37 protein-coding genes and 1 tRNA gene are annotated in these 21,594 nt (G+C 60.1%); 12 read left to right on the forward strand and 26 right to left on the reverse strand.

Annotated features, from left to right (window positions below; all coding sequences use genetic code 11):
- Window positions 1–25: 25 nt before the first annotated feature.
- From ACCD03_RS03005 to ACCD03_RS03130, 26 genes are all read right to left on the reverse strand, one after another.
- Window positions 26–898, reverse strand: coding sequence for a S49 family peptidase (locus ACCD03_RS03005; protein ID WP_413410771.1), 873 nt, complete (start codon window positions 896–898; stop codon window positions 26–28).
- Window positions 895–2,562, reverse strand: a complete 1,668-nt coding sequence (locus tag ACCD03_RS03010; RefSeq protein ID WP_413410772.1) for a phage portal protein — start codon at window positions 2,560–2,562, stop codon at window positions 895–897. The genes ACCD03_RS03005 and ACCD03_RS03010 overlap by 4 nt, the downstream gene beginning before the upstream one ends.
- Complete coding sequence (gene gpW, locus ACCD03_RS03015; RefSeq protein WP_413410773.1) at window positions 2,562–2,810, reverse strand: gpW family head-tail joining protein; 249 nt, start codon at window positions 2,808–2,810, stop codon at window positions 2,562–2,564. Before gpW ends, ACCD03_RS03010 begins: the two co-directional genes overlap by 1 nt.
- A gap of 6 nt (window positions 2,811–2,816) precedes the next feature.
- A complete protein-coding gene (locus tag ACCD03_RS03020) occupies window positions 2,817–4,973 on the reverse strand; it encodes a phage terminase large subunit family protein (RefSeq protein WP_413410774.1) in 2,157 nt (718 codons plus the stop codon).
- Complete coding sequence (locus ACCD03_RS03025; protein ID WP_413410775.1) at window positions 4,909–5,523, reverse strand: hypothetical protein; 615 nt, start codon at window positions 5,521–5,523, stop codon at window positions 4,909–4,911. Before ACCD03_RS03025 ends, ACCD03_RS03020 begins: the two co-directional genes overlap by 65 nt.
- Window positions 5,524–5,638: 115 nt before the next feature.
- Entirely contained in the window at window positions 5,639–6,262 is a 624-nt protein-coding gene (locus tag ACCD03_RS03030) for a hypothetical protein (protein WP_413410776.1), read from the reverse strand.
- 1 nt (window position 6,263) lies between these two features.
- The gene (locus ACCD03_RS03035; RefSeq protein WP_413410777.1) at window positions 6,264–6,545 is read right to left on the reverse strand and encodes a hypothetical protein; all 282 of its coding nucleotides are present in this window, start codon (window positions 6,543–6,545) and stop codon (window positions 6,264–6,266) included.
- 88 nt (window positions 6,546–6,633) lie between these two features.
- Window positions 6,634–6,707: transfer RNA gene (locus tag ACCD03_RS03040), tRNA-Gly, on the reverse strand.
- 478 nt (window positions 6,708–7,185) lie between these two features.
- On the reverse strand, window positions 7,186–7,434 hold the full coding sequence (locus ACCD03_RS03045; protein WP_413410778.1) for a hypothetical protein: 249 nt from the start codon (window positions 7,432–7,434) through the stop codon (window positions 7,186–7,188).
- An 8-nt stretch (window positions 7,435–7,442) separates the two neighbouring features.
- On the reverse strand, window positions 7,443–7,856 hold the full coding sequence (locus ACCD03_RS03050; protein WP_413410779.1) for a phage protein NinX family protein: 414 nt from the start codon (window positions 7,854–7,856) through the stop codon (window positions 7,443–7,445).
- Between the two features lie 450 nt (window positions 7,857–8,306).
- Window positions 8,307–8,603: a hypothetical protein gene (locus ACCD03_RS03055; RefSeq protein ID WP_413410780.1), complete on the reverse strand. Its 297-nt coding sequence runs from the start codon at window positions 8,601–8,603 to the stop codon at window positions 8,307–8,309.
- Complete coding sequence (locus ACCD03_RS03060; protein ID WP_413410781.1) at window positions 8,600–8,983, reverse strand: hypothetical protein; 384 nt, start codon at window positions 8,981–8,983, stop codon at window positions 8,600–8,602. The genes ACCD03_RS03055 and ACCD03_RS03060 overlap by 4 nt, the downstream gene beginning before the upstream one ends.
- Before the next feature lie 2 nt (window positions 8,984–8,985).
- Window positions 8,986–10,656, reverse strand: coding sequence for a hypothetical protein (locus ACCD03_RS03065; RefSeq protein WP_413410782.1), 1,671 nt, complete (start codon window positions 10,654–10,656; stop codon window positions 8,986–8,988).
- Complete coding sequence (locus ACCD03_RS03070; protein ID WP_413410783.1) at window positions 10,643–11,113, reverse strand: hypothetical protein; 471 nt, start codon at window positions 11,111–11,113, stop codon at window positions 10,643–10,645. The genes ACCD03_RS03065 and ACCD03_RS03070 overlap by 14 nt, the downstream gene beginning before the upstream one ends.
- Window positions 11,110–11,316: a hypothetical protein gene (locus ACCD03_RS03075; protein WP_413410784.1), complete on the reverse strand. Its 207-nt coding sequence runs from the start codon at window positions 11,314–11,316 to the stop codon at window positions 11,110–11,112. Before ACCD03_RS03075 ends, ACCD03_RS03070 begins: the two co-directional genes overlap by 4 nt.
- Complete coding sequence (locus ACCD03_RS03080) at window positions 11,313–11,642, reverse strand: hypothetical protein (RefSeq protein WP_413410785.1); 330 nt, start codon at window positions 11,640–11,642, stop codon at window positions 11,313–11,315. The genes ACCD03_RS03075 and ACCD03_RS03080 overlap by 4 nt, the downstream gene beginning before the upstream one ends.
- Complete coding sequence (locus ACCD03_RS03085) at window positions 11,642–12,139, reverse strand: DUF1064 domain-containing protein (protein WP_413410786.1); 498 nt, start codon at window positions 12,137–12,139, stop codon at window positions 11,642–11,644. Before ACCD03_RS03085 ends, ACCD03_RS03080 begins: the two co-directional genes overlap by 1 nt.
- Window positions 12,139–12,498, reverse strand: a complete 360-nt coding sequence (locus ACCD03_RS03090; protein ID WP_413410787.1) for a hypothetical protein — start codon at window positions 12,496–12,498, stop codon at window positions 12,139–12,141. The genes ACCD03_RS03085 and ACCD03_RS03090 overlap by 1 nt, the downstream gene beginning before the upstream one ends.
- Window positions 12,495–13,487: a helix-turn-helix domain-containing protein gene (locus tag ACCD03_RS03095; protein WP_413410788.1), complete on the reverse strand. Its 993-nt coding sequence runs from the start codon at window positions 13,485–13,487 to the stop codon at window positions 12,495–12,497. The genes ACCD03_RS03090 and ACCD03_RS03095 overlap by 4 nt, the downstream gene beginning before the upstream one ends.
- The gene (locus ACCD03_RS03100) at window positions 13,484–13,852 is read right to left on the reverse strand and encodes a nuclease domain-containing protein (protein ID WP_413410789.1); all 369 of its coding nucleotides are present in this window, start codon (window positions 13,850–13,852) and stop codon (window positions 13,484–13,486) included. Before ACCD03_RS03100 ends, ACCD03_RS03095 begins: the two co-directional genes overlap by 4 nt.
- On the reverse strand, window positions 13,849–14,694 hold the full coding sequence (locus tag ACCD03_RS03105) for a ParB/RepB/Spo0J family partition protein (protein WP_413410791.1): 846 nt from the start codon (window positions 14,692–14,694) through the stop codon (window positions 13,849–13,851). The genes ACCD03_RS03100 and ACCD03_RS03105 overlap by 4 nt, the downstream gene beginning before the upstream one ends.
- 58 nt (window positions 14,695–14,752) lie before the next feature.
- Window positions 14,753–15,043, reverse strand: coding sequence for a hypothetical protein (locus tag ACCD03_RS03110; protein ID WP_413410792.1), 291 nt, complete (start codon window positions 15,041–15,043; stop codon window positions 14,753–14,755).
- Window positions 15,044–15,057: 14 nt separating this feature from the next.
- Window positions 15,058–15,234 (reverse strand): Rmf/CrpP family protein, encoded by a 177-nt coding sequence (locus ACCD03_RS03115; protein WP_413410793.1) that lies wholly within the window; start codon window positions 15,232–15,234, stop codon window positions 15,058–15,060.
- Window positions 15,235–15,249: 15 nt separating this feature from the next.
- The gene (locus ACCD03_RS03120; protein ID WP_413410794.1) at window positions 15,250–15,438 is read right to left on the reverse strand and encodes a hypothetical protein; all 189 of its coding nucleotides are present in this window, start codon (window positions 15,436–15,438) and stop codon (window positions 15,250–15,252) included.
- A complete protein-coding gene (locus ACCD03_RS03125; protein WP_413410795.1) occupies window positions 15,435–15,830 on the reverse strand; it encodes an XRE family transcriptional regulator in 396 nt (131 codons plus the stop codon). Before ACCD03_RS03125 ends, ACCD03_RS03120 begins: the two co-directional genes overlap by 4 nt.
- A 115-nt stretch (window positions 15,831–15,945) precedes the next feature.
- Complete coding sequence (locus ACCD03_RS03130) at window positions 15,946–16,245, reverse strand: transcriptional regulator (protein WP_413410796.1); 300 nt, start codon at window positions 16,243–16,245, stop codon at window positions 15,946–15,948.
- 85 nt (window positions 16,246–16,330) lie between these two features.
- Between ACCD03_RS03130 and ACCD03_RS03135 the strand changes: the two genes are divergently transcribed.
- The 12 genes from ACCD03_RS03135 to ACCD03_RS03190 all read left to right on the forward strand — a co-directional run bounded on the left by ACCD03_RS03135 (window position 16,331) and on the right by ACCD03_RS03190 (window position 21,505).
- Entirely contained in the window at window positions 16,331–17,170 is an 840-nt protein-coding gene (locus ACCD03_RS03135) for a helix-turn-helix transcriptional regulator (RefSeq protein ID WP_413410797.1), read from the forward strand.
- Between the two features lie 77 nt (window positions 17,171–17,247).
- Window positions 17,248–17,544 (forward strand): hypothetical protein, encoded by a 297-nt coding sequence (locus ACCD03_RS03140; protein WP_413410798.1) that lies wholly within the window; start codon window positions 17,248–17,250, stop codon window positions 17,542–17,544.
- Window positions 17,541–17,768: a hypothetical protein gene (locus tag ACCD03_RS03145; protein ID WP_413410799.1), complete on the forward strand. Its 228-nt coding sequence runs from the start codon at window positions 17,541–17,543 to the stop codon at window positions 17,766–17,768. The genes ACCD03_RS03140 and ACCD03_RS03145 overlap by 4 nt, the downstream gene beginning before the upstream one ends.
- Window positions 17,769–18,033: 265 nt before the next feature.
- Window positions 18,034–18,291: a hypothetical protein gene (locus ACCD03_RS03150; protein WP_413410800.1), complete on the forward strand. Its 258-nt coding sequence runs from the start codon at window positions 18,034–18,036 to the stop codon at window positions 18,289–18,291.
- A 3-nt stretch (window positions 18,292–18,294) separates the two neighbouring features.
- Window positions 18,295–18,450 carry a hypothetical protein gene (locus tag ACCD03_RS03155; RefSeq protein WP_413410801.1) on the forward strand — a complete coding sequence of 52 codons (156 nt, stop codon included), beginning with the start codon at window positions 18,295–18,297 and terminating at the stop codon, window positions 18,448–18,450.
- Between the two features lie 16 nt (window positions 18,451–18,466).
- Entirely contained in the window at window positions 18,467–18,757 is a 291-nt protein-coding gene (locus ACCD03_RS03160) for a hypothetical protein (RefSeq protein ID WP_413410802.1), read from the forward strand.
- A gap of 343 nt (window positions 18,758–19,100) precedes the next feature.
- Window positions 19,101–19,256: a hypothetical protein gene (locus ACCD03_RS03165; RefSeq protein ID WP_413410803.1), complete on the forward strand. Its 156-nt coding sequence runs from the start codon at window positions 19,101–19,103 to the stop codon at window positions 19,254–19,256.
- A 289-nt stretch (window positions 19,257–19,545) separates the two neighbouring features.
- Window positions 19,546–19,749: a hypothetical protein gene (locus tag ACCD03_RS03170; RefSeq protein ID WP_413410804.1), complete on the forward strand. Its 204-nt coding sequence runs from the start codon at window positions 19,546–19,548 to the stop codon at window positions 19,747–19,749.
- Window position 19,750: 1 nt separating this feature from the next.
- On the forward strand, window positions 19,751–20,221 hold the full coding sequence (locus ACCD03_RS03175) for a hypothetical protein (RefSeq protein WP_413410805.1): 471 nt from the start codon (window positions 19,751–19,753) through the stop codon (window positions 20,219–20,221).
- Window positions 20,222–20,256: 35 nt separating this feature from the next.
- Window positions 20,257–20,625, forward strand: coding sequence for a DUF1566 domain-containing protein (locus ACCD03_RS03180; protein WP_413410806.1), 369 nt, complete (start codon window positions 20,257–20,259; stop codon window positions 20,623–20,625).
- 30 nt (window positions 20,626–20,655) lie between these two features.
- On the forward strand, window positions 20,656–21,111 hold the full coding sequence (locus ACCD03_RS03185) for a DUF1566 domain-containing protein (protein WP_413410807.1): 456 nt from the start codon (window positions 20,656–20,658) through the stop codon (window positions 21,109–21,111).
- A gap of 19 nt (window positions 21,112–21,130) precedes the next feature.
- A complete protein-coding gene (locus ACCD03_RS03190; RefSeq protein ID WP_413410808.1) occupies window positions 21,131–21,505 on the forward strand; it encodes a four helix bundle protein in 375 nt (124 codons plus the stop codon).
- Window positions 21,506–21,594: the final 89 nt, after the last annotated feature.

Genomic DNA, 21,594 nt, shown 5'->3' on the forward strand with positions numbered 1-21,594 from the left:
TGATAACCTCGTGGGGTTGGGTATGTCAGCCCAGCTCGTTGAGCAGGGATTGGAAAGCCTCGTCAGGCGCCATTACGGCGTCGGCGAAGCCGATCTCGACGCCGGCGGCGCCAAGGAACGTTGTAGCTTGGGTGTTTCGGACAACAGACACTGACAGCCCGCGATTGCGCGCGACAGTGGCAACAAACAGCTCGCCCATCTCGTCAACGTCGGCTTGGAAACGCTCCAGAGCCTCCTTTGAGAGCGGCATGAACTGGTTACCGTCTGCCTTGCGGTCGCCATACTTGATGATCGTGACTGCAAACCCGGCCTTGTCGATAGCCCTGCTTTGATCCAGGTGCATGCAAATAACGCCAACGGAGCCGGTTCCGCCTGTTCGAGGGACCGTGATCTGCTCGCATGCGCTGGCAAGCGCGTAGGCGGCGCTGTATGCACTCTCGTTCAAAATTGCTAGGGTCGGCTTGACGCTCCGGGACTCATAAATCAAATCTGCAACGTCAAAACAGCCCGCCACCTCACCGCCCGGCGAGTCGATCGACAACGCAATGGCACGAACGGCCTTGTCGTCCAACGCAGCGAGGAAGTTGTGGCGGATTGCGTTGTAGCCAAGCATCCCCGAGTACGGACGCAGATAGCTGCTCTTCTGAACCAGGGTCCCAGACACATCGATCACAGCGACCCCGTCGACCAGGTCATACGGAGTGTCGATGTCAGCCTCTAGGCCCACGTCACCAAACCCCGAAGCCGCCATGTGATATGCCGGCTCTTCGCCCATAAGCCGCACTTCGCCAATGCCAAAGCGACCGGCCAACGCTTTGGCGATGATCTGCCCTTTGATTGGATGGATCGCGAGCGGCGTATCGAAAACTCGCGCTGCCGAAAATGGGTAGGTCTTCATTGCGGGTGAGGTTCCTCTTCCGGCCCGGACGCTTCGGCCGCACTATCGCCGAACCATTTCGGAGGCGGCAATCCCAGACGTTTGAACTCGGCCACTTCGATCGAGCGTTGGTGCAACACTTCTTCCCAGTCGAGGCCCTGTTCCGCACATTCGCGTTTGAGCGTGGAAAGACCAGCGTCCAGACCGAGAATTGCACCCTGCTTCTCTTTGACAGGATCAACCCAGCCGCGCGCTACTCCTAACCAGTCGCATCGCGCGTATTCCGTCGTCGCCTCGATAAAGTCAGGTGCATTCCGAGGCAACACATCGTCGAGATCGCCTCGCTCCATCACCTCCTGCAACCAGGTGGCGAATAGCGGTGTCGCGGTTCCAACCTTGAACTCAGTGTTCCGGCGTGACAACGTCTTCCAGGATTCGAGCAACGCGGCCCGCGCGCTGGAATAGTTTGTTCGCGACCAGTCCTGGGTGATCTGTTCGGCGGAAACGCCCAGGGCAGCGGCAACTGAGCGCAGCATCTCTTGCGCAAAATCACTGAACCCCGTGTGTGGATGAGCTGCCGCGACCTGCTTGATCTCTTCGCCTGGCGCCAACGTCGGCACGCGGACGTTATTCAGCATCGCGGGCCGCTCACGCGCCCAGTCCGCTCGCATCTCCTGGTAGTAGCTCAGCTCCTCGTCTTCGTTGTCGAGGGCCGCCTCAACCATCTTCGGGTCATATGGGCTCGTTACATATGTGCCGAAGATGGTGGCGACGGTCGCAGCCTGCAGCTCGACGCCGTAATAGCGCGCGAGCATCTTCGCGCATCGCAGAATCGGGGTGAAAACGCCGATGCCGCGGTGCTGACCTGCTCGATCCCGCTCAAAGTCGTGGATGACACGCCGCCAGCCGTCCGGATCCTCACGCTCGATGCGCTCCCAAACCATCGACTCGACGGCGTTGTACCAGTCGTTCTGCTCGGCTTTGCGGATGTGATACGCGACCGGCACACCGTTGTCGTCGATCTCGACGCCGCCACGAAGGTGCTTCGTGTCCAGCATCTGATACGGATTCGACAAGCGATCCGGGTCCACCAGCAAGAACGCCGTTGCATATTTCGCCGCACCACGGCCGATCCGCTCGGGCATCCAGTAATTGACAAACAGGCTCTCGCCGTCGACAAGCTTGTGCCGCAAACCCAGCCGCAACTGCTGGGAGACCGTCAGCTCACGCGACACATCGTTGTAGTGCCGGAGATCTTCGGCGAAGCCCCGCCAGAGAGCCTCAACCGCACGCCGAAATTCGTCCGCCCAGGTCGCATCAAACCCCTTGGCGTACCGTGAAAGAGCGACGTAATCCGGATTGGCCGACAACCGCAGATGCGCACCGACGGTATTGTCGAGAATGCGCGTGATACCGCCCGATGCCCAGCCGTCATTCCGTGCGAGATCGCGGTGCCGCGCAACCATACGGTCGCGGTGCATATTGATCTCGGAATCAGGCGAGCGGATCCACGGCTGCCAGTCACCCATTTCCGGCGTCTGCAGGCTAGACGCTTCATACGGAAATGCGTTGCCATAAGGTGGGACGGACAGCACTGTGCCGTTCAGACCGTCGTCAGCGCGCGCACGGCCGCCGTTCGGCAAGTCTCCAAAAGGCTTGCCGTTCGAATCGACGATGAGTGACATCAGAAGCGAATCCTTCGCGCGCGACGCGGATTGCACATACCTGGGTTGAGCGCCATCTGAAGTTCATAGATGACGTTTCGAATATCCGACAGGTCAGTCTGGCGATACGTGACTGACTTCGTGCCATCGCCTTGTGCGTAGGAAGCCGTGACGACCTTTGCGCCTGCCGCCAGATCGAAATAGGCGGCCTGGAGCGCGGCCAGGCGGCTTTGCATATCCGCCGTGCTCATTCCGTCAGTGATCGCCATTTCGTCCTATGCCAGTCGGCTAATGAGTTTCTTGCTTCTGCCCCGCGTCTGCGTGGCGCTGGTTTCTGGTTGCGTCGCAGATACTCCGACCGGAACGTCAGATCTGACGACCGGCGCCGGTGCCATTGCGTCTGACGCAGGCGCAACCTGGTCAGCCCGTTTGTTCAACTGCAGCCCGAAATGCGTCAACCCACAGAGGGCGGCATAGGCATACACACGGCAGTCCAACGCCTCATTGGCACGGCCGGCTGGAAGCTCCCAAACCCGATATTTCTGGCCGTTGGCGACCTTCACCACCGAGCGCTCAGAGGTGAGTTGCTCGAAGTAGCCGATGTCGCGATCAGCCGGGAAATGCATGAAGCCAGGCCCAGGCGCTTCCGCATGCAGCCGGTTACGGATGGTGTCCTTGGCGGTATTCACGCCGATGATCACTGGCCGGAATGCCGACTTCGTCTTCCGGCTTGGCTTCTTGATCGGCCAGATCGGGTTCCGCTTGCCGTTGACAGCAGACTCACCTTTGATTGCCCAAACACGGCGGCCGAGGCGCGCCTTGGAGAACTCGTACACCTTCTGGGTGTGATTGCCGCCCGAGTCATGGCAAGCCGCCATCACCTCAAACCCACGGCCATCCGCGCGGTACCAAATGCGCTTGAGCAATGCGTCCAGCCGCTCCCAGACCTCTGGCGACTCCATGTCACCTTCGATCACCTCATAGGCAATCGACCAGCTCTCTTCGTTCCGACCCCAGCCGACGATTTCAACCTCAAAACGATCGCCCTGCGTGTCAATGCCGGCCGTGACAACGGCAACACCATCCGGAACCTCTGAGGCCCAGTTTTCGCACTTCGAGAGCAGCGCATCGACGCGTAGCGCCTTCCCGGAGTTCGGGCGATATGGCATGCCCATCTGGGTGTTCCACCAGGTCTGTTTCTTGTCTTCGTCGGCATGGGCTGCTACCCATTTGGCGGCAATGTCCGACGGTTTGTCCTTCTGCCACGGGCTGAAAAGCTTGCTGGCCTGAAAGCCGGCATGTTCGTTATCAACGCCCCATTTGCCGCAATCCGGGCACTTTGCGCGATAGACGGCGTGCCGGTCGCTCTCCCACCAATCCCAGACAGTCAGTACAGCGGCATCTGGATTCGCGTCTCGGGCATCATCGGGCCCACGCCAGGCCCGTTCGTATGCGTCGAGCGGTACGTGCCGCGACCCGCAGCAGTCAAACGCCTTGGTCTGGTGCCACCTCGCCGACGCAAGCGCGCGAAGGCGATCACCTTCTGACCACACCTCGCCGCAGCATTCGCAAGCAATCCGAGCGGTCTTCGTGAAGTGCTCGACAACGTTGCCTGCGTCATCACGACGCTTGTCCCAGTCGACGTGCTTGAAGAAGTCGGGGAACATCCGGTGTCCGCAATGCGGGCACGACAGCGACGCGCGCCGCTGATCCGATTCCTTGTAGCTGGCTTCGATCCGGCTCTCGTCCTCGACCGTCGGTGAACAAGCACGGATAGACAGCCAATTCACACCGAAGGTGGCCGTACGCTCTTCAGCCAGCGCGATCGGCTCCCCTTCACGGGTGACGGGGTATTTGTCGACCTCGTCGGCCAGGATCACCCGAACAGGACGCCGCGCAAGGTTGTCGGGGCTACCCGCGCCGGCCAGCGCGAGGAAACCGCCCGGGAACGCCTTGAACAGCAACGTCTCATCCGCGTTGCGCGTCTTGCTCGTTCCCACCAGGTCCCGCAGCGCAGGCGTGACCCGAATCATCGGGCTGATTCGCTCCTTACTGAACTGCTCCGCTGCTGCCTCTTTAGGCTGCAACAGGAGGATCGGGCACGGATCAAGGTGCGCGAAGTAGCCGAAGACGTTTTCGAGGAGTGCGGTCTTCAGCAGCTGCGTGCTCACCATCGTGGTGATGACGTGCACGCCGGGCTCCGTCACCGCCAGCATCGGACCGCGCGCCACCTCAACCGTCGACGTCGACCAGTTACCCGATGTGCTACCGGCCTCCTTGGCCAACTTTCGATAGGTGTCAGCCCATGCCGGCACACTGATGCGCGGTGGTGGCGTCCACGCCTTTCGCACGGACGTGCGCAGCCGATCAGCCTTCGCGCTCGGTGAAATTAGCCTCCGGCTGGCCGAGCTGGGCGATTTGCTTGTGGACATGCGCTGTCAAGACCTCCGTCAGCCGGTCGGCCTCGATGCCGAGTTCGGCGGCCAACAGCGGCCCCACCCTGGTCGGCCAGTTCAGCCACGCATCACGCTGTGCCCGGAACTCCTCAAAAAGGATTGCTTCGGCGGTCGCCAGTTGCACCAGCGACCCTGATTTCTCTTCGTATTCGAGCTGCCGCAGCAGCGCGAGATAGTTCTCTTTCTTCTGGAGCGCGCCGGCGTAGTCGAGAAGCTCGACCTCATCGACAAACCTGCTCGCTGCGTCCGCGAGCGACTCGCCGTCAAGGACCTCCGGGAGCGGGTCATAGGGTGCGAACTGCGAACTGCGAACACCCTGCGAACTGTTCGCAGTGTTCGCACTAGTGTTCGCAGGGGTGTTCGCACCCTTTGCGTTACCCTCTCGCCAAGACGTTCCGACCAACTTTTCGTCAAGGTTCCCATCCCCTGAAACCTTTAGCCGGCCTTGCTTTACGGCCCGCCGCACCAACGTGTCCGAGCAATTCTCTCGGCGCGCAAACTCGCGCATCGAAATGGTTTTGCTCATGGGGTGCGAACAGGTGCGAACACCTTTCGGCATTCATAGCTGGGGAGAAATCGGGGTGCGCAATTGCCCCCGCTGCATTCGGGAGGGGGAAGGACCCGCCCGCATGCCATCGACGTCACTTTTTGGCGGTGGCGACGGCCCGGGCAAGCGCGGCCCCGAGTTCGCGCTTGAAAGAGGCGCCGACGAGCTTCCGCGCAAGGTCTTGATACCCCAGGCGCTGCCTTGCCTCGTGGGCGTCTTGAAACTTGACTAACAACTTGAGGCCGGCCTTCCGGCCACGCACCGCTTTGGTCCGCTGCCAAACACCATCAACCTCACCAACACTCGTCTTCACCTTTCCGATGAAGACATTCGTCTTGGATGCGAGCCGTTTAACCGTGGCGCGCGGAAGGTTCCCATACTGGTTGACCTTCTGACCAACCGGCTTGATCAGCGCTCGGGAATTCAACTTGTTCTGGCCGCCTTCTTCATATGGCAACAAGTACGCTGCAGCGATGTCTTTGACGAAGACCATCGCAGTCTGACTGGTCTTGTTGGCAAGCTTGACGCTTACCGAGCTCAACGTGAACGGCGTTGGCTTATCCAACACCTTCCTCATGTTCTCTTGTTCTGCAGCCTGCAGCTTCTTTGCCACAACGTTGATAGCTTGGGCCGCAGCGAATGGAAGCTGCTTGCTCGACAGTGCATCCAGCTGCTTGTTCAACGCCTTGACGTCAAACCGAACAGAGATGTCCAGCACGCTATCGCCTCAGCCAAGCAGCCGGGACAACCTCTGCCGCCGGCTCCGCCGCGTATAGCGGCACATCTCCCATCGTGCGCGACGGCGATCCGGGGGGAAAGGCCGTCAACGATACGACGGCAAGCGCCTCTCCAAGTCCAAAGCTCGATTCTTCAATGCCAGTCACCACGGCCGCCACCTTGCGGCGACCGTTCATCCACAAGGACGAACGCAACAGCACAATCTCCCCGACCAGATCGCTCACGTCGACCGCGGCAGCGGCTTTCTTGGAGGATCGAGTCATGTTGGCACCAATGAAAAGTAGCCGCCCCACCTGGGAGGCAGGCGGGGCGAAAGCGGGCACAAGCCCGAGGGGAGACACGCGATTGCTCTGGAGCGGGTTGCCGGGATCGAACCGGCCTACACAGCTTGGAAGGCTGGCACCTAACCACTCGGCCAAACCCGCGAATTCAAATATTTGCCTCAGCGAAACCGCCAACACATGCACCCGCGCTGGTAGATGGGGCGCTCTTCGCCAGCAATGCCGGGGGTCTGCGGTTTCGCTGAGGCGGCTCATTGAGCCTTCCTCAGTTCGAATTGGAGTCGTTCTCGCAGAGCACCTAACCGTATTCGGTCTGCTGTGGCTGGCCCGCGCGCGCGGGTAGCTCGTTTGGTTGACCTCTATCTCCCTGCAATGGACTCCGCATTGCAGGCAAACCATAGGCGGCCTGCACCCACACACCCCACCATAGGTAGAGCGCAACAAGTGTGTGCATGCCGTAGATCCAATGAAAAAGCCCGCTGATTTGCATCGCGCGGGCTTCGGAGACACTGATTCAGACTATCGAATTGAGGCTGATTTTAGGCCGATGTGTACGGGCCTTTCCACAACTATTTTGCACGGATTTTTCCGTACACGATTGTCTAGGCATGCATGAGCATGCTTACGACGAGGCGGGGCCTCGCCCAGAAAACTTGATACCCCTATCATCGACGACAAAGCCCTCTGGATCGACATATACGCGCCCATAACTGCAAAGTTCGCCGTTGACGGTCACGGTGCGCGATCCTCGGATGCAGATTCCCTGCGCTACCAGGTAGGCATCAATCGCCGTCGCCACCTCATCGCCGGTCAGATCAATGCTGACGCCCGGGCCGAACCGCGTCTTTCCTTCCCCGTATTTGACTTCCATGCCGCCTCCTAGCCAGCCGATCCCCGCTGCATGTCTTCCACCTCTGCCCCAAACTTGCTCGCGACATAGGCGCGCATAGCTGCAACCAGCGGCGTCGGGCCAGCGCCCTGCGCCACCATGCCGACGACGCTGTATTTCGCTACATCGGGGAATGCACCCATGAATGCCTCCCACAGGCCCGACTCGCAGAATCTTGGATCGAGCAGAGTTATCCGTTCGTTCTCGATGATTCGCCCACCCTGTTCCCAATCTGTGGATGGACGAAATGCTTGAGCCGGAATGGGTCCGCAGATTTTTCCCTCGGCGTCGCGCCAAACATCAATACAAAGCATTTTGTGCTGCGCATTTGCATTGCACGTCCAACCTTTCGCTCGACCCGCCCAGTAGTCCAGCAGCGCCCCTTCCAGTTCCGCGACTTTCATTTTGCGCTAATCCCCATTGTCACGAGAGCAAGCGCCCGAGCAATACGCTTGACGTTTCTGTAAGCCTCTCCATTTCTGACAATCATAGCCTCCCCTTCTATTACCACCCGGTAAGGGGACACGAGGGCTAAGACGTCATCAGCACAGGCGCGTTGTAGTGGCCACCATCGGCAGGTCGCAGCCATTGGCACCAGCTCATGACAAACCCAATCCTGCCAATCCGCCGCATCGACCTGGGTGATCCGGCGCAGCCGGATGTATCGCAACAGTACGTCCGTGCCGTAGTAGCGCGCTCCACCGCGTTTTGCCATCCGACAGTGGAGTGCTCCACGCAAAATTACCGGCCGGTCACCAGGCGCGCAGTCCAGAAGGGCAGACCCGTGCACCGTCTGGAAGGAAGAAAGCCGGTCGTACCACTTCGCGGGCACTAGGACCGGATCCTCGAATTCGCTACCCGTTCCGCTTGCCATCTGTCAGAGCCAGCGGCGTAGGAGCAAACCCGGCCTTCATGGTCTTCGCTGCCTCGATCTCTAGTTTGGTGGCCTGGAATACCTGCTGGGCGAGCGAGCAGACGTTTTTGACCTTGGCAGTGTCTATCTGCCCTTTTGCAGCCTTGACCATCTGCTTGAGAAGGAATTTCCGCATTGAGGCGGTATCGTTGATTTCGTCCTCGGCCGGCGGCGAGACGGGCGTGTGCTGCCCCGAAACGCATTGGCCCATCTCATATTGGCGGACACCTGGTGTCATGATTGCTCTCCCATCGATGCCCGCGCGCACGTTGCCGAGATCTGCTCCTGCATCTTTTTCACTTCCTCGGGGTTTTTCTCCCGCCATTCCTTCCAGCTTTCGTCGTTCAGCTTCCAGGCGATCCATTCCGGGTGATCCGGCTTGGCGAGGAACGGCTTCCGGCGCTTTTTGCACCGATCACATCGCTGCGGGTCGCCGGACAGGTGCGCAAGGCAAAAGTGGAGGCCGCACCCACGGTCACCACCATAGGGCTCACCCCCACACACATACTCCAGACCGCGGTCGATCTTCTCGTTGCAATCCGGGTGATCGCAGGTCGCCGGAACGCCATAGCCGATGTCCCGGCCCCAGTTCGTGTCGTAACCGATACTCCAGCCCATAGTCACTGCCCCAGTTGCGCGTGATGCGCAGAAAGAACGTGGCGCGCTTCAGTGACGATGTCGCCCAAGTAGGGGCCAGTGGGACCATCTTTCCACATGCCCATCCCCACTGCCATCCATTGAGACAGGTCGCGCAAAACCTTGAGGGCTCGCTCAGCTTTTTCAGCTTCGGGTTGTGCCTTCTCGTCGCGAGGGCGCTCTGGGAGCGGAGAGTGTTTTGGCTTTGCGGCTTGTTTGGCCCGGATTTGTTCCACCTTTGTCCAGATGCGGGCAAGCTCGGTTTCCCCAGCGGCGTGCATGTTCTGGCCCTGCGCGAGGCACAGCGCGGCCAACGTCACCATCACGCCGCCGATCTCCTGATGCTTATCGCCGACCGGACGGCCATATACGTAGTCGACCAACTGGTGAGCTTCGCTGGCTGTTGCGCCGCAAGCCTGGACCAGCTCAAGGGCTTCTTCCAGAAAACGGTGGTTTCGCTCTTGCGTGTCGGCCGCGATCTCAGGGCCGAAACACGCCATCATCCAAGGTTGGACGCGAGCCTGGAATTCTTCTCCATCCAGTGGGCGGGACTGGGAGGCGCGAGCGTTTTTAAGCAATCCCCGATAGCCCTGCCAAATTGCGTGCGCATAAGCAGCCACGGTCGGATAGTCCGTTTGAAAGCCATCCGGCATGTCGCATAGGGCCGCATCCAGCACACCCTCGGTAGCGTTCAGGTCATCTTCAGGTGTGCGCTGATCCCACACCGGCTCGGCTTTCATGACGGCATGACAATCGACTTTGGCCAGTGCGCCGATTTCCAGATCTGCGGTTGCAACGACCGTCGAGGCGCCATCCTCATGGCGCATCACGACCACATGCAGTGTGCCGTCCGTAAGACTGGCGCCTAAGTGCAGAGGCGCCGGCGCGACACGCTTTCCGTATGGAAGCGCAGCATCGGTGATCGGCTTCCCAAGGCTCCAAAGGAACATGCAGAAATTCGCCACGTCGCGCGGATCGCCTTTCTCCACATGCTCTCGCAGCATGATCGACAGTTCGACCGGATCGCATTGCTCCCAGCCGCCACGACCTTTCTCGCGCGCCTGTGCGAGTTTTTCCTTCATGGCAGCAGCAAATCGGTCAACGGCCACGTCGTCAGGGTGCGCAGTACCGCTTGGCTCGGCCGCCGCTTCAGCACGATGATCGGGAGAGCGCCGCATAAATACCAACAGCGCCCGGATCGCGTCGCGGACGCCGTGCCGCTCAAAGCCGGACACGGTGCCGATGCTGGGATTCCCCTCGCTGTTTGCGACCCAACGAAGATTGCGCGTGGCGACCTCCTGATCCAGCGCACTCAGCAGCTGAGCATCGTTCATCTCGATGACAGAGGGCGCGGATTCGACGGGTGTTTGGTTGTCCCAAGCACTTGTTTTTCCTAACTCAGCAAGCTGCTGACCGATGGACCAGTATTCCGTCAGCCAGTGGCCATCGGGTGGGCGGTTGACGCCCATCCGGCCGTACGCGATGGCGCCATCAACTGCGCAGACGGATGCAGACCTTTCGGCGGGGCTCGCGCAACGTTCAAGCGCCTGCACTGCCTCATACAGCAGTAGTGAGGCTGTGTTTTCGCGCCCATTCGGGCCCAGCCATTCCTTGATTCGCTTTGCCACGTCGGCAGGATTCTTATTGGTCGGCATTGTCGCGCTCCTGATTCTTCTGGGTGGGCGTCAGATGGGGCGCTTGTCCCTCCTCCGGCGCGGTGTGTTCCATGTGGATCTTTCGGATCGCCGGGGTCATGACATTCGCGCGTTTTGCAAACCGTTTCACGCGGTCATAGAACGTCTGGCGGCCGATGTTCATGTCGGCGGCCACCCCTTTGATGTTTATGGCCTCGTGCAGATAGAAGATGGCGAAGCAAACGTATTCATGGGGGTAGGACTCAGCCAGGCCGTGAACCGCCATGTTGAAAAACGACATGTCGGCAGCCATGGGGCCGTTGGGCTCGCGCCCTTCGCCCGAACGCGGCTGCAGCCGACCGAGCAGCGTCGACGGGACCGGCGGAGCCAGAAAACGACGCGTGCGGCACCAGCGCACCCAATCAAGGCAGTAGGCATGCAGCGCCTGGTCATCCATCTTCAGTTCGTTGTCGCTCATGCCGCCTCCCGTTGATACAGATCGCAGCGAAAGCCGTACGTCCGCCGCTTGAATTTGCATTCCCTGGCCAATTCCCCGTTGATCTTGAAAGGCGAGCGATTGGCGCAACTGCCGCATGCCTGATCCGCCCGCGCACGCTCCTGCTCATGGCGGATTGCGATTTCCTCCGGCGTCAGCCGGTACATGTAGCTGGGGTGGATCACCGGCGCACCTCCATGCAGAGGCTCCAGTGCCGCTGGATGCCGTTGTAGTCACCTTTCAGCTCGCCTTTTCCCACTACCCGGGTGACGGCGCGCTCTTCGTACTGGCGCTTGGCGAAATAGACGCGGTTCGTGCCCACAATGCTGCTGCTGATCAAACCCTTCTGCACCAGCGCATCGAGCGGGGCGCGAACCTCCTCGACGGTGCAGCGCAGATTCCGGGCAATGTGGTTGCGCGGACGGCTGACGTCAGCGTTGCTGTTCAGGAGCGCAAGAATCCGCTCCTCGACGGTTCCCGGCATGGTCGCCGCCTTGTTCTTCTTTGCCATCAGCGGATCTCCTTGATCACAAACCCTGCCGCCACCATCAAATGGCGCTTGATTCGGTATGCCTCCGTCACAGCGCCCTTCACGTCTTCGATCGTGTCCAGCGGCGACCACTTTTCGCGATAGACGAAGTCAGCGACGTAACGGAGGGGCGGACGGCGGCGACCGTTGATCACAACGCCAGGCGCCAGCTCGTACGGCACCTGGCAGCGCAGATCGGAGATCTCGCCGGCCGCCTGCAGCGTTTTGAGTTCGCCGTATCGAGCCCATTCGCGCATGCTGTCGAACGTCATTCCGTCCGCTTGGATCCGCTTGTTGCCGTATTTGCCCGGAGCGCCCGTCGGGCCTTTTGGACGTCGGAGTGCAGCCTTTCCGCCGCTTTTCGCCCCCGGTGCTTTTCCACGTCCTGCAGGTAGGCCAAAACTTTCGGCGCCGGCCACTGCGCTACCTGCCGCACTTCGCACTCGTGCCGGTACTGCCCGTCCGTTCGCATTTGCCATCACCGCCCCTCACCCGCTGCCAGCTGCTCCTTGGGCTCGCGCGAACGAGCGGCAAGCATCCCGGCCATGCCGAGGAACTGGAACGCGGCCAACGCCGTCATCCCCAGGCCAGCAAGCACAGAGATCAGCGCCAAGGTGGTCACCGTGTGATATGCCCGGATGCCGGCCGGCTGATAGGCGGGGAACCACGTCCGGTTACCGAACAGGCCGGCGAGGATGCTGGTGATCGCGAGGAGCCATGCCCAGAACAGAAAGACGTTCATCGCCCAATCGGCCCCACCGGATGCGCCGGCCGCCAGCAGCCCGAAGCACACCGTATCCATCACGATCGCTTTTGCCCAATGCCGAATTGCCTTCATGCTCCCCTCCCCTGTTGGTTGCCGCCGCTCGCGATGTCGCTCACCTTGGCCGGCCTCTCGCCCATGAAGTAGGCGAAAACCCGCTCGTACTCGAATTCGTTCATCCGCGATGCGGCAGCCAGCTCGCGCTCGACCCATGGGCCGGGGCCTGCCGCCTTGAAGACGCGGTACATGTAGCGGCGGGCGGGCTCGCCCGGGTTTTCTGCCACGCCGAGGCTGTCGCCCTTCGCCTTGATGGCCTCGTTGCTTTCCCACCAGATCGACGGCACACCCGCGGGCTGAGGTTCTTGCCCGCCATGGGGGCCTTGCTGCGCCCGAATCGGGAAAAGGCCAGTCCAGCCCCGCAGCACGCTCTGGTCGATCACTGCGACAGGGTCATGGCCTTCAGCGCGGAGGCGTTCAAGCACCGTGATCGACAACTCGGCAGCACGTTGGGTGAAAGGCGCCTTCATCTCGGCCCGATGGTCCAACCAGTCCTGCCAGGATTTCTCTGGCAACCAGTCCGGAAGGTCGACACTCACCTTGGCGCGCTTCGCGCGCGCCTTGGTTCCTTTCTGTTCTTCTTTTGTTCCTTCTGTTACGTGTCCCGTTTTTGGGACTGTTTCCGTCCGTTTTTGGGACCCTTTGCCGCCGTTTTCGGTACCCTTTCCATCCGTTTTCGGAACTGTTCCGTTTTCGGAACCCTTCCGTTTTTGGGACCCTTCTGACGGGTTATCCACAGCTTCGAGGTGCAGCTGGTAGACGACGATCTGACCCGTCTTTCCGGTTCGCTCACCGGCATCGGAGATCAAACCCAGCTCTTCCAGCTTCTGGATGGACGAGATCACCGTCTTCCGGTCCAGCTCAGATGCCTCGACCAGATAGGCCATGGACGTGTAGCAACGGTGCGCAGGCGCACTGGCGCAGTTCGCCATGAGGGTGAGCACGTGTTTCGTCGACGAACGCCCTACGCGCTGTTTCAGAGCCCAGGAAATTGCCTCGACGCTCATTCAAGGGCCTCCAGGCACGGCAGTGCCGGCACGCCATAGACCACCTGGCGGTACGGAGCCCAATCCCACATGGCGCGGTCAAAGAAGGCGAGCTTCTGCTCGTAGGTGAAGCGGCTGCCTTGGTCTAGCTGGTAATGGCACCAGAAGCAGCCCGGCACCGTCATAGCGTCGTCTGCCTTCAAACCCCGGCCCTTACCGTGGCGGAGCTGATTGGAGTGGCAGGGAACGACCGTATCGGCCAGATTCCGGCACACGCCCGGCATGCGCAGGTAGCACTTCTGGCCGTAACAAAGCTGGTCAGGGTGTTTGAGCGGGTCGACGCGGATCGTCTTCCCGTTGCACGTGATGGGAACCAACGCAGTCATGCCGCCAGGCCGAAATCCGCCATGGCTTCCGTAGCGGCAATCAAACCCGGCAGCGCTTCGCCCTCCCCCATGCCCAGAACCCAACGCAGAGCAGCAGCGCGCTCGCCCTCGGCGGTTTCGAGTTCCTTGGCGATCTGTGCGCGGGACTTCATGCGGAACTGCTCACCCATCACGGCGCGCTGCTTGCGAGCACGCTCGTGCGGCCGGGCACCTTCGCCAGCGGCCATCAGCTCGGCGACCTTGGCGCGCTGCTCATCCGGCGCCATCTTTGAAAGCTTCTTGGCCTGCGTAACGGTGATCGAGCCTTTCTCGACCGCCTTCTGCACTACGGACGTGCAATCGAGCAAAGCCAGGGTTGCACGCACGGTCGCCACGGTGCACGCGAACAACAGCGCGATGTCTTCCTCACCGCGGCCCAGCGACATCGCACGACGCATCTTCTCTGCGCGGCCGAGGGGGGTATCTGCCTGGCGGGCCTCGTTCTCGCTGATGATTGCCTCCAGCGCATCACGGCGAGCACCCTTGTGCACAACGGCCGGGACGTGCAGCGAGGGAACTCCGCGGGAAACTCGCCATTCGTTCGCCAGACGGGCAGCTTTCACGCGCTGACGGCCCGCAACAACTTCAGTCAAACCCGTTTCGGGGTTCTTCTGGACGAGAACTGGCTCCAAAACGCCCTGGTGGTCAATGTTTCGTGCCAGTGCCTCGTTGACGGGCAAGTGGACGCGCTCGTCGTACAACGGCGAATTCGGATCGGTCACCAGCGTCAGCGATGCCGGATCGAAGAAAAGCAAATTCGTTTTTCCGGCCGCGCCGTAGGCGTCGATGGAGTTCTTTGCCATGCGTGTTCTCCTATCGGCGTCACGTGGCGCCGAAGTCTTTGGAATCTGGGGATGCTTACTACTGAGGCTTCGCCGGCAGCCCGAGCAACTCCTGGGGCTTGCGGGTGGTGGGGGAAACGCGGGTTTCGTCGTCGACCACGAGAAGCCCCTTCTTGACCAGCGAATTGACGCGTCCGCAGACGCAGTTGATGGCCATGCCGGTCTTGTTCGCGATGTCCTGGCGTGTGAGCAGGATGTCAGGGCGCCCACCGAAGGCAGCGAGCACCTGTTTCTCTTTCGGCTGGATTTGGCCGTCCATCTGGAGCGCGCGATAGGCGCTCAGGCTCGTTTCGGTGACTGACGTCCGCATGGTTCTCTCGCCCCTTACGCCATGACTGGCGCTTCGGTTTCAACGCACTGCCCGGGTTGGTACCCGGACATCCATTCCTTGCGTGCTTCCGTTCCCTCTTCGTAGAGGCAGCTCGTGATCGGCTTGCCCTCTTTGCGGGCCTGTGCGCCCTGCTCTCGCACAACCCGCTTGCTCTGCACCTCGTACGGCATCGAGCACTCTCCCAATCAATGCTTCACGGCTTGCTCGCTTTGCAGTTCCAGCAAGCCCACCCTTTTCAGGGCTTCCCTCAATGTCCCGTCGGCGCCTGCCTGCTTATTCAGGTCTTCCGCTGCCAACGCCTTGTTGTCTCCGTTTCTTGTGAGCGCTTCGTCTGCCGCCTTAATGCCGACGGCCAGCGCCTCGGCATCGTTCATGCATTCCTCGCAGCGAGTACCGCTTCCATGAGAGTCATCTGGGCGCGCCAGACAAGAAATTGGGTCAGCACGTGGTTACCCAGCACGCGCTCCACCTCGTCGATCTTCTCGGCGGGCAGCGAGCGGCGCGCGTTGCCTTTCGAGTTCACGGGCTCCGGGTGGAAGTAGTCCGAGACGTGCTGGTGCTGAAGGTCGGCCAGCGCTGCCAGCATTTGGAGCGTCATGCCGGGCAGTACACGGTGTTTCCAGGCCAGCGCGCATGCTTGGCGGAAGGTCTGGCATTTGGCGATTTCGCCATCCGGCAAGAACCGGCGTTTGGGCTCCCCTTGGGTCGCAGGGGGCACAGCAAACCCTGCTGGGAAGCGCCCCGAGGGCAATTCATTCATCTGCATCGCATGTTTCCTCATTGGGAAATTTCATCGGTTCCACAGTCGCATCCACGGCCGGGCGTGGATTCAAATAAAGGGCATCGAAACCCGATGCCCTTCAATCCCACTGATGTCACCCCTATTTCTTCGTACCCTTGCCGCGTTGACGACCGTTGGGGACCTGGACGTCATCAATCGACTTGATGCGATCGACCCCTTCAACGAGATCCGGCCAAACCCGCGAGAGCAATTCCGCGGGGAACATGTCCTTCCGCGTAACCAATCCGCCCGTGGCATCCTCAATCGGAATTCCGAAGGGAACGGGGACGGGGCGCTCACCGCTGGCCCATCGGCTAACATCAGCAGCATGTGCACCAATCGCCCTGCTGAGCGAGGCAAGCCGTCCGCGTTTTTGGGAGAGGTAGGTCTTCAGGTCCATGCGCACACTATAGCGATGCGCTAAACATAAAGCAATAGCGAATCGCACATTCCATTGTTTAGCGATTTGCTATGGAATCGCGCGCATGAAAACCATCGACGAAATCCGACTGGACAACCTGCTGCTGGCGATCAGCCGCGCAGGCACTGCAACGGCGCTGGCTGAGAAGTCAGGGCTTTCCGCCGCCTACCTAAGCCAGATCAAGAACCGGCAGCCAGACAGTAAAACTGGAAACCCGAAGAACATGGGGGACGATGCGGCGCGGAAGATTGAGGCCGGCATTGGCGAAAAGCGTGGTTGGATGGATGTGGACCACTCCACGACAACCTTGCTCATTCCTGTCAAGGCAAAAGATCACTCAGATCAGATTGAAACTAGCCTTAACGAGCTTCCTCAGGCGCCCTCTTACAATCCTCAACAAACACCCACAAGAACGCTTACAGGCGTCAAGGTGCGTCCGATTGTTACTTACGAGGACCTGGAAGAACTCCCCAAGGAGTCTACGGTTCTCATCACGAGGATTGACGTGGAGCTGTCTGCTGGGAACGGGAGGGAGACCTGGCATATTGAGGAGAAGGAGCCGCTGCCATTTCAAGCGGACTACATCCGGACCCTCGATGCCAAGCCTAAGAATTTAGTCGCCGTGAAGGTCAACGGTGACAGCATGGAGACGCGGTTGTTCGACAAGGACACGGTGGTAGTAGACACCGCCGACACGCGTGTACCTGCCAATGGCGGTGTATTTGCCCTGGTCTATGCAGGGGAGCTGCTGGTCAAGCGCCTATTTAGATTGCCGGACGGAAGCTTGAAGATCGTCAGCGACAACGCAGTTCGCTACGAGCCCGTGAACGTTGGGCCGGAGCAAATTGACCATGTGAGCATCATCGGCAGAGTGAAATACCGTTCTGGGACGGGCGATTTCTGACGGGTTGTGCCGCTCATCAGTGCCTAAAGGACGGCGTTTGGGCATCAAGAACCAAGACAAAAACTACAAGCAAAAAAATGAACCGGCGTTACCGTGTACCCCCACCTGAGCCTGCCATTAAGCATCCGTCCCCTTGGCGAGCAGTTGCAGCGTTCACCGGCCATGCGTTGGCTGGAGCAGCAATCTTTGTGATCGTTGCACTGCTGGCCTTCGGTTTAGGAAAATTTGTACACCTCTTAGAAGAGAACGGTGCAACATCAACTCTAGTCATGTGCCTGACCACGTTGGAGTACGCGCTGTTCTTCGCAGATGCTTTGTGCGTGCTATTCTTCCTCATCAACGCGATCAGGGCGGCTTACTTGGAGATGCAATGATGAACTCCACCTGGAAGATCTTCGTCGATGCGGCAAAAGAGACTCCAAAGCTGTATTTCGCTCCTCTGCGCGCCATAGCAAAAAGCCTCGGCCAAGTGCAAACGGAAATGCGACAGGGACGCGGCACAGTCGTTACGGTGGCCAAGTCGCGCTCGACCACCGCAGCGAAGCGCAAGGCGATGAAGATCGCTCTCAAGAAAGCAGCATTCAGGAAGCAGAAATAGACGCACATCGCTCGCCACGAAGAAAAGAAACCCGCTTGGCGGGTTTTTTTTCGTCCATGTGACGCATGTTTATACCTCGCCTGTGCCCATCGCTATAAAAGCTGACCCGCAGTGGGCCGTCTTGTTGCTTGTATGCTACAGCGCAGAAGCGGCTTTCGCTAAAGAAATTTAGCGATTCCCTAAATTTAGCTCTTGCACTTTATTTAGCGCCTCGCTATAGTTCGCCCATCGACGCACCACCGGTGCAAACAAGATGGAGGACGCGATGCAAGCAGCCCAAACCCACCGCCCCGATGCACTGAGTGCTAAGGCACCCGCCCGCTACTGGACGAAGCCGTTCCACGGCATCCAACACCTTGGCACCGGCGACCGCTGGGCCACGGTCGAGGACAAGGGCTGCGTTGCCAACCTCGTCTGCTGGTTCCCCGGCTGCGGTTTCCGCCCCGACGTCACCACGCACACTGATGCCGAAAAGGCTCGCCAAGCTGGCGAAACGTGGTTCGGTCTCTTCGGGCACGCCTGAGCCATGACTAACCAACAGCTCGGCGCCGTCCTTCTTTCGGTCGCAGTGATGGCTATCGCCATCGCCGTGCACACCGCCTGGCGCATCAAGCACGACCGCTTCACGGTCGACGAAATGGATCAGAACAACGACCAGCGCTCCCAGAGGCACCGCCGCTGACCAACAGGGGATAAACATGACCATCGATCTGCACGCGACGTTCGAGAAATACAACGACGACTACCTAAATTTTGAGGCCGTTGAGAACAAGCGCAGTCAACGTGCGGACCTCCACGCCTTTTTGTTACTGGATGAACTGCAGCCGGCTGGCGGCGACATCATCACCGCCTCCTATCACGACGAGTTCTATCTCGACACCGATTGTGATGAGTTGGCAAAGGTGATCACGGAAGAACAAGTGCGAGAACTGGCGCGTTGCGGCGTTCGATATGACGGCGACGACAACGCGCTGTGCATGTTCGCCTAACCCCCGCTACTTAACACAAGAGAGGAAAGACATGGATGCCAAGCACATCGTCATTGCCGCCGTCTCGGCCTTGATCGGCATCGTTCTCGGGCCGCTGCTGCTCGCCATCCTCTTTTGGGGCTGACATGCATACGCCTGAAATAGATATGTCCCGAGTTGTTACGCATCGCATCGAGTGCGACCACTGGCGTGAGTACAACCGGCCGCAGGCATGGACCGTTGCGCTTTGCGTTGGCATGAGGCACACGAGCTATCGCGATCTCTCTAGCACCGCTTACCCCGAGGCTTTCGCCGTCGTCGATGACTTCGGAACCCTCAAAACCGTGACGCCATGGAGGTAGCCATGCATCTGACCGACAACGAAGCCGCCATTCGCGCAGCGGAACGCGAAAACCAATACAGCCGCCGCAAGCACAACAACCGAATTCTGAACGCCGTTGTGGGCGGCCTGATGGTTGTTGCGGCGATCTACTACTTGGTTCCTCACTGGGGGATGTGATGCCCGTACCCGTTTCTGCGCGTCGACGCACCGAATTCAATCTGGCACCGATCAACGGTCCCATGCAAAGCCTTCTCGTCGAACCGCGCCGCACTACCTGGGTCAGGTCGATACGAAAGCGCGCTCCCCAAGCGCTTGCGTATTTGGCCCTCGTGTGCGGCGCGATTGGAGTCGGCTGCGGCTGGTACGTCTCCTTTGTCCTCGGCGTCACGCGCACGTGACAACGGCTCACCTCCGGCGCTTGACCCTCTTCGCCAACCTTTCAGCGCATTTCCAACACACAGAACGTATGCAGATCAAATCCCGAATCGAGCTTGAAGCAAGCGACATTGGCCAGGCCATTGAGGACTTCGTTCGCCAGAAGACCGGCCGAGACATCGTCAGCGCATTCAAGGTCGAACGCGAACGTGGCGGGGAAGGCTTCATTGTGCCCGGGGCTTACGACCTAGGCCCGGAGCCTGCGGACGAGACAACCAAGATCCAGGGGGCATGACATGCGCGCACTCCTCATGTGGATCACGTCGTTCTTGCCGGCCCGCGTCATCAGCGACAACGGTCACCCGTACCTGGAACGCTACTACGTCGGCACCCTCTTCGGCATCCGGTTCTATCTGCACCGCTTTGTCGGGTCCGATCCGGATCGTGGTGTGCACGATCACCCGTGGGCGTGGGCGCGCTCGATCGTGCTGGCTGGCTGGTACCTGGAGGAGCGTCGTACCGGCATTCGTTCCGTTCACTGGTTCAACAGCCTGGAAGGCGACACCTTCCACCGGATCATCAAACCCGAGGGCATGGCCGACGTGTGGACCCTGTTCTTCCACAAGGCCGGTGACGTCAAACCCTGGGGCTTCATGCGCTACCTCGGCCACGGACAGGCCTTGTGGAGCGAGTACGTCTATGGCGGCAAAGGCAAAGAAACCGCCTGGTGGCTGACTGCCAAGAAAGGCCGGGATCTCCGTCTCTGAATTCACAAGCGCAACACCCATCAACAGGAGAACGCATGCAACAAATTCAAATTCCGCCGCTGAGCGAAGGTGAGATCTACCTCTGCGGCCTCGTCAACGCTACCGGCGACGTGACGCACACGATCCTGCTTCCCGCTGAAGCCGAGAAGCGCATGAGCTGGCCCGATGCGATGGAATGGGCCAAGAGCCTGAATGCCGATCTGCCGACACGCGCTGAACTGGTGATGGCCTTCGAGCAGCACCGCAGCCAATTCAAGGAAGCCGCGTACTGGTCCAACACGCCTGACGCTGATCCCGAATATGCCGGCTGGGCTTGGTTTCAGCGCTTCCTCGGCGGCTACCAGTTCAGCCTCCGACAGCACTACGAGTTCCGCGCCCGTGCCGTCCGCAGATTGACGATTTAACCCTTCATTCATTTTCAGGAGAGGTCAGCAATGACGCCCACGCTTGAAGAAGTCGAAGCAAAACATGCCGAGATCACCGCCATGATCGAGGCAATTCGGAAGGCAGCTGCGCGCGAATACAAGGTCGCCGGCGGCACGATCCAACTCAACGCCGGCGAGCAGTATGCCGGCCTCCTTCTCGGCAAAGACGGCGAGCCCGATCATCACCTGATCCTCCTCCCCGGCGATGAAGCTGAAGTGAACTGGGACGACGCCAAGAAGTGGGCCAAGGAACAGGGCGGCGAGTTGCCGACGCGCCGAGAGCAATCGCTCCTGTACGCCAATCTCAAAGACGAGTTCCAGGGCACCTGGTACTGGTCCGGAGAGGCTCACGAGCGCGAGTCCGGCTGGGCTTGGTATCAGTACTTCTACGACGGCTACCAGGACGGCTACCCTCAGGGCTACGAGTTCCGCGCCCGTGCCGTCCGCAGATTGATCCTTTTGTAATTTAACAATTACATCCACCGTGGCACTGCACACAAACCTTCCGATCTACAAAGCGGCCTATGGGTTGCTGGACGTGGTGACGGACCTGGTCAAGAACATGGCCCGCGACTTCAAGCGCAGCATCGGCGAGAAGATCAGCGCGGAGTGCATCGAGATTATGGTTTTGGTCTTCCGCGCCAATGTCGCAGCTGAGAAGGCGCCGCATCTCGGCGAACTCATCGAACGCCTTCAGGTGATCGAGCTGCTTTTGCGCCTTGGCATGGACAAGCGTCTGATCTCGCGGTCGGCCTATGCCAAAGCCGTCGAGATCACGACCAGCATCGGAAAGCAGGCCAACGGCTGGAAGAAGTCCGCAAATCGCCCGCTTCATGGAGGTCAAGGCCGTCATGACTGAGCGATCTTTCAATCTGGTCGTGCCGCTGGCCCACAAGGCCACCGCCATGCGCGTAACGGAAACCGACCGCCGGTGTGCGGCACGGTCCT

Source organism: Ralstonia sp. Ralssp135 (assembly GCF_047304345.1).
GTDB classification, from domain to species: Bacteria; Pseudomonadota; Gammaproteobacteria; order Burkholderiales; family Burkholderiaceae; genus Ralstonia; species Ralstonia chuxiongensis.

Bases quoted from the DNA above. Each gene is read 5' to 3' on its own strand.
- ACCD03_RS03035 (WP_413410777.1), bottom strand. From the start codon at position 6,545: ATGACTCGATCCTCCAAGAAAGCCGCTGCCGCGGTCGACGTGAGCGAT.
- ACCD03_RS03045 (WP_413410778.1), bottom strand. From the start codon at position 7,434: ATGGAAGTCAAATACGGGGAAGGAAAGACGCGGTTCGGCCCGGGCGTC.
- ACCD03_RS03125 (WP_413410795.1), bottom strand. From the start codon at position 15,830: ATGCAGATGAATGAATTGCCCTCGGGGCGCTTCCCAGCAGGGTTTGCT.
- ACCD03_RS03010 (WP_413410772.1), bottom strand. From the start codon at position 2,562: ATGTCACTCATCGTCGATTCGAACGGCAAGCCTTTTGGAGACTTGCCG.
- ACCD03_RS03185 (WP_413410807.1), top strand. From the start codon at position 20,656: ATGACGCCCACGCTTGAAGAAGTCGAAGCAAAACATGCCGAGATCACC.
- ACCD03_RS03105 (WP_413410791.1), bottom strand. From the start codon at position 14,694: ATGGCAAAGAACTCCATCGACGCCTACGGCGCGGCCGGAAAAACGAAT.
- ACCD03_RS03005 (WP_413410771.1), bottom strand. From the start codon at position 898: ATGAAGACCTACCCATTTTCGGCAGCGCGAGTTTTCGATACGCCGCTC.
- ACCD03_RS03095 (WP_413410788.1), bottom strand. From the start codon at position 13,487: ATGAGCGTCGAGGCAATTTCCTGGGCTCTGAAACAGCGCGTAGGGCGT.
- ACCD03_RS03070 (WP_413410783.1), bottom strand. From the start codon at position 11,113: ATGAGCGACAACGAACTGAAGATGGATGACCAGGCGCTGCATGCCTAC.
- ACCD03_RS03145 (WP_413410799.1), top strand. From the start codon at position 17,541: ATGATGAACTCCACCTGGAAGATCTTCGTCGATGCGGCAAAAGAGACT.
- ACCD03_RS03020 (WP_413410774.1), bottom strand. From the start codon at position 4,973: ATGTCCACAAGCAAATCGCCCAGCTCGGCCAGCCGGAGGCTAATTTCA.
- ACCD03_RS03120 (WP_413410794.1), bottom strand. From the start codon at position 15,438: ATGAACGATGCCGAGGCGCTGGCCGTCGGCATTAAGGCGGCAGACGAA.
- ACCD03_RS03170 (WP_413410804.1), top strand. From the start codon at position 19,546: ATGCAGATCAAATCCCGAATCGAGCTTGAAGCAAGCGACATTGGCCAG.
- ACCD03_RS03175 (WP_413410805.1), top strand. From the start codon at position 19,751: ATGCGCGCACTCCTCATGTGGATCACGTCGTTCTTGCCGGCCCGCGTC.
- ACCD03_RS03060 (WP_413410781.1), bottom strand. From the start codon at position 8,983: ATGGGCTGGAGTATCGGTTACGACACGAACTGGGGCCGGGACATCGGC.
- ACCD03_RS03055 (WP_413410780.1), bottom strand. From the start codon at position 8,603: ATGACACCAGGTGTCCGCCAATATGAGATGGGCCAATGCGTTTCGGGG.
- ACCD03_RS03115 (WP_413410793.1), bottom strand. From the start codon at position 15,234: ATGCCGTACGAGGTGCAGAGCAAGCGGGTTGTGCGAGAGCAGGGCGCA.
- ACCD03_RS03085 (WP_413410786.1), bottom strand. From the start codon at position 12,139: ATGGCAAATGCGAACGGACGGGCAGTACCGGCACGAGTGCGAAGTGCG.
- ACCD03_RS03155 (WP_413410801.1), top strand. From the start codon at position 18,295: ATGACTAACCAACAGCTCGGCGCCGTCCTTCTTTCGGTCGCAGTGATG.
- gpW (WP_413410773.1), bottom strand. From the start codon at position 2,810: ATGGCGATCACTGACGGAATGAGCACGGCGGATATGCAAAGCCGCCTG.
- ACCD03_RS03135 (WP_413410797.1), top strand. From the start codon at position 16,331: ATGAAAACCATCGACGAAATCCGACTGGACAACCTGCTGCTGGCGATC.
- ACCD03_RS03180 (WP_413410806.1), top strand. From the start codon at position 20,257: ATGCAACAAATTCAAATTCCGCCGCTGAGCGAAGGTGAGATCTACCTC.
- ACCD03_RS03100 (WP_413410789.1), bottom strand. From the start codon at position 13,852: ATGACTGCGTTGGTTCCCATCACGTGCAACGGGAAGACGATCCGCGTC.
- ACCD03_RS03065 (WP_413410782.1), bottom strand. From the start codon at position 10,656: ATGCCGACCAATAAGAATCCTGCCGACGTGGCAAAGCGAATCAAGGAA.
- ACCD03_RS03080 (WP_413410785.1), bottom strand. From the start codon at position 11,642: ATGGCAAAGAAGAACAAGGCGGCGACCATGCCGGGAACCGTCGAGGAG.
- ACCD03_RS03110 (WP_413410792.1), bottom strand. From the start codon at position 15,043: ATGCGGACGTCAGTCACCGAAACGAGCCTGAGCGCCTATCGCGCGCTC.
- ACCD03_RS03160 (WP_413410802.1), top strand. From the start codon at position 18,467: ATGACCATCGATCTGCACGCGACGTTCGAGAAATACAACGACGACTAC.
- ACCD03_RS03140 (WP_413410798.1), top strand. From the start codon at position 17,248: ATGAACCGGCGTTACCGTGTACCCCCACCTGAGCCTGCCATTAAGCAT.
- ACCD03_RS03165 (WP_413410803.1), top strand. From the start codon at position 19,101: ATGCATCTGACCGACAACGAAGCCGCCATTCGCGCAGCGGAACGCGAA.
- ACCD03_RS03025 (WP_413410775.1), bottom strand. From the start codon at position 5,523: ATGAGCAAAACCATTTCGATGCGCGAGTTTGCGCGCCGAGAGAATTGC.
- ACCD03_RS03150 (WP_413410800.1), top strand. From the start codon at position 18,034: ATGCAAGCAGCCCAAACCCACCGCCCCGATGCACTGAGTGCTAAGGCA.
- ACCD03_RS03050 (WP_413410779.1), bottom strand. From the start codon at position 7,856: ATGAAAGTCGCGGAACTGGAAGGGGCGCTGCTGGACTACTGGGCGGGT.
- ACCD03_RS03090 (WP_413410787.1), bottom strand. From the start codon at position 12,498: ATGAAGGCAATTCGGCATTGGGCAAAAGCGATCGTGATGGATACGGTG.
- ACCD03_RS03130 (WP_413410796.1), bottom strand. From the start codon at position 16,245: ATGGACCTGAAGACCTACCTCTCCCAAAAACGCGGACGGCTTGCCTCG.